Raw genomic sequence first — 3,381 nt, forward strand, 5'->3', positions numbered from 1 at the left:
GTCCCGGGCCGGCCTCCAAGAAGGACGCCCGTACGACGGCCCGGTGGGTGCTCACACGACCACCCACCGGGATCCCATAAGGCGAGACAAGCCCGTCCGCCCCTTGAACGCCCTCTTGCCGCGCCGGGAGTTCGTGACCAGTATTCCTATCAATCAGGTAGGGAAACTAGGAATCTGTGAGGCGTCCCGTGACAACGCTGTCCCCTTCCGCCTCGCCGCGCGTCGTCCGGGAACTCGCCGACGACCTCGCGGTCGACGCGGACCTGCGCGACCGGGCGGGCAAGCCCCCGTTCGACGAGGTCTCGCGGCTGCGCGAGGCGGGACTGCCCGGCCTCCTGACCCCGCCCGCGCAGGCAGGATCCGGCGCGGCGGACGAGAGCGGCAGCGACTGGCGCACGGCGTGTACGGCGGTCAGGGACATCGCGGCGGCGGACAGTTCCATCGCCGAACTCCTCGCACATCACCACGCCCTGTCGTGGAGCCCGCGCCTCTTCGCCGCGCCGGAGAGCGCCGCCGCACTCGAACTGCGCGCCGTGCACGAGCAGTGGCTCTGGGGCGGCGCCATCGACCTGCCGGACGCCCAGACGGGCGCCGACCTGGCGCTCACCCCGACCGCCGACGGCTATGTCCTGCACGGCCGCCGCACCCTGACCGCGGGCGTCGCCGTAGCGGACCGGCTCGTGCACACGGCGCGGCGCACGGACACCGGCGAATGGGTGGTCGTCCATGTGAACCCCGCCCACCCCGGCGTCTCCACCGAACCCGCGCACGATCTGCTGGGCCAGCGCCTCAGCGGTGCGGGCGCCGTCAGCTACGACGACGTACCGATCGCCGCTCACCAGGTGCTCGGCACGGTCCCCGTCGACGAGCACGAGATCTCTCCGTTCACCGCACTCGCCCCGCTGACCCGCCGCCTGCTGCTGGTGCAGGTCGGCCTGGGCAACACGGAGGGCGCGCTTTCCGAGGCCCGCGACATCAGCCGCGCTCTGCCCCGCCCCGCCCTGGTGGGGGCGCTCGACACCGGCGCGGACTGCGGGCCGCCGCCCGCCGACCCCTATCTGCTGCTCGCCTACGGGGAGTTGGCGACGGCGGCGCACACGGCAGCGGCAGTGGTCGAGCGCGCCACGGAAGCACTGGCCAGGGGTCTTGAGGCGGGGCCCGCGCTCGGCGCCGACGAGCGGGCCGAGATCGCTTTCCTCGTGGGCGCGGCCGAAGCGGTCACAGCCAAGGCCGCCCTGCACGTCACCACCCGCGTCCTCGAACTCACCGCCGACACACCCGCCCCCTCCCCTTCGGCCGACCCCGGCCTCGACAGGTTCTGGCGCAACGCCCGCGCCCTGACGGCCCACAGCTCCGCCGAGCACCGCCTCCGCGACATCGGGGAGCACTACCTCAACGGCCTGCACTAGGACCCTTGCCGCCCGCCCCGCCCTCCACCCGGCCAGTACGATCTTCGGATACCGGGACCCCGGACAGCTCAGCAGCCCGCGGCCGCCGGTTCCGCACCCGCAGGCCGAGAGGGACCCCGTTGAACACCGGCAGCTACTACGAGCCCATCGACGAGCGGCGCTACAAGCCCACGCCCCACGCCGGCGGCGCCTGGGACACGGACGAGATGCACTTCAGCCCGCTCGGCGGCCTGATCGTGCACGCCATCGACCGGTACCTGGCCGACCGGCCGGACAACGGCCTCGTCATCTCCCGGATCAGCCTCGACATCCTCGGACGCCTCGCGCTCGACGAGTGCGAGATCCGGGTGGAGAGCATCCGGCCCGGCCGCACCATCGAACTGCTCGAAGCCGTCGTGCTGATGGCCGGCCGTCCGGTGGTACGGGCCAGGGCCTGGCTCCTCGCCTCCGCCGACACCACCGCCGTCGCGGGCGGCGGCGCGGACAAGCTCACGGCGCCCGAAGAGCTCGCGCCCTGGCACATGGCTTCCGTATGGCCGGGCGGGTACATCGCCTCCGTGGACGTCCGCCCGCTGGCTCCCCCGCAGCCGGGCCGTACGACGGCCTGGATCTCCACCCCTCTCGACCTCGTCGCCGGGCAGAGCGCGAGCCCTCTCGCGTCCTTCGTCGCGCTCGTCGACACGGCCAACGGCATCGCCGTACGCCAGTCCCCCACCGAGTGGATGTTCCCCAACGTCGACCTGACCGTGCACCTGCACCGGCAGCCCGGGGGCCGCTGGACCGGGCTCGACACCACGGTGACGTTCGGCCCCACCGGCCAGGGGATCACCAGCACCGTCCTGCATGACGTCGACGGCCCGGTCGGACACGCACAACAGATCCTCACCGTCCGGCCCCTGTAGACCGTCGCGGCCGTAGGTGCGTCCGCAGATCGACCCATTCGCCACGCATGTCGTGTCCACGACATCGTCACAGAGTCGACGCACAACGTTCATACAGTGATGCGCCCACCCGTGCCACTCTCCCGTTGACCCACTTGTCAACTCGCGTAGAACGCGGGTCCTTTCGGAAGGATCCGCGGTGCGCGGGAACTCCGGGAGAGGACACCCCCACATGCCCGTCCCTCACATACGTCGCTGGAAACCGCTGGCCCTGACGGCCGCAGCGGTCCTCGTCGGGATCACCGTCCCGGCCGCCGCCGATGCCGCGACCACGGACCCCACTCCGTCCGCGGCGACCGCCGGCGCCTATGACGACACGTACTACAAGGACGCGCTCGGCAAGACCGGTCCGGAGCTCAAGAGCGCCCTGCACACGATCATCAGCGACCAGACCAAGCTGTCGTACGACCAGGTCTGGGACGCGCTCAAGGTCACCGACCAGGACCCGGACAACAGCAGCAACGTGATCCTGCTCTACACCGGCCGCTCGCAGAGCAAGGACAGCAACGGCGGCGACCCGGACCAGTGGAACCGCGAGCACACTTGGGCCAAGTCCCACGGCGACTTCGGCACCTCGACCGGTCCCGGCACCGACATCCACCACCTGCGCCCGACGGACGTCTCGGTCAACAGCACCCGCGGCAACAAGGACTTCGACAACGGCGGCAGCGAGGTCGGCGAGGCGCCGGGCAACTACACCGACTCCGATTCCTTCGAGCCGCGTGACGCCGTCAAGGGCGATGTGGCCCGCATGATCCTCTACATGGCCGTGCGCTACGACGGCGACGACGGCTTCGCCGACCTCGAACCCAACGACAAGGTCGACAACGGCAGCGCACCGGCCATCGGCCGCCTCTCCGTGCTGAAGCAGTGGAGCGACGAGGACCCGCCGGACGCGTTCGAGAAGAACCGCAACGACGTCATCTACGACCAGTTCCAGCACAACCGCAACCCGTTCGTCGACCACCCCGAGTGGGTCGGCGAGATCTGGTAGATCACGGTCGGCGGTGGTGGCAGCGACGGCCTCCGGC

General features: G+C 71.0%; 3 protein-coding genes. All 3 read left to right on the plus strand.

Features of this window, described 5'->3' with window-relative positions; genetic code table 11:
• The first annotated feature begins 188 nt into the window (after positions 1-188).
• The 3 genes from ACQKIP_RS43235 to ACQKIP_RS43245 all read left to right on the plus strand — a co-directional run bounded on the left by ACQKIP_RS43235 (position 189) and on the right by ACQKIP_RS43245 (position 3,344).
• Positions 189-1,409, plus strand: coding sequence for an acyl-CoA dehydrogenase (locus tag ACQKIP_RS43235; protein WP_365861118.1), 1,221 nt, complete (start codon positions 189-191; stop codon positions 1,407-1,409).
• Positions 1,410-1,528: 119 nt separating this feature from the next.
• Entirely contained in the window at positions 1,529-2,311 is a 783-nt protein-coding gene (locus ACQKIP_RS43240) for a thioesterase family protein (protein WP_365861115.1), read from the plus strand.
• A gap of 211 nt (positions 2,312-2,522) precedes the next feature.
• Positions 2,523-3,344, plus strand: a complete 822-nt coding sequence (locus ACQKIP_RS43245; RefSeq protein ID WP_365861113.1) for an endonuclease I family protein — start codon at positions 2,523-2,525, stop codon at positions 3,342-3,344.
• The last annotated feature ends 37 nt before the right edge of the window (positions 3,345-3,381 follow it).

Origin of the sequence: Streptomyces sp. NPDC059900, from assembly GCF_050270335.1 — a bacterium.
Classification (GTDB): Bacteria; Actinomycetota; Actinomycetes; order Streptomycetales; family Streptomycetaceae; genus Streptomyces.

Coding starts and splice junctions, on each gene's coding strand:
- ACQKIP_RS43245 (WP_365861113.1), top strand. CDS start 2,523: ATGCCCGTCCCTCACATACGTCGCTGGAAACCGCTGGCCCTGACGGCC.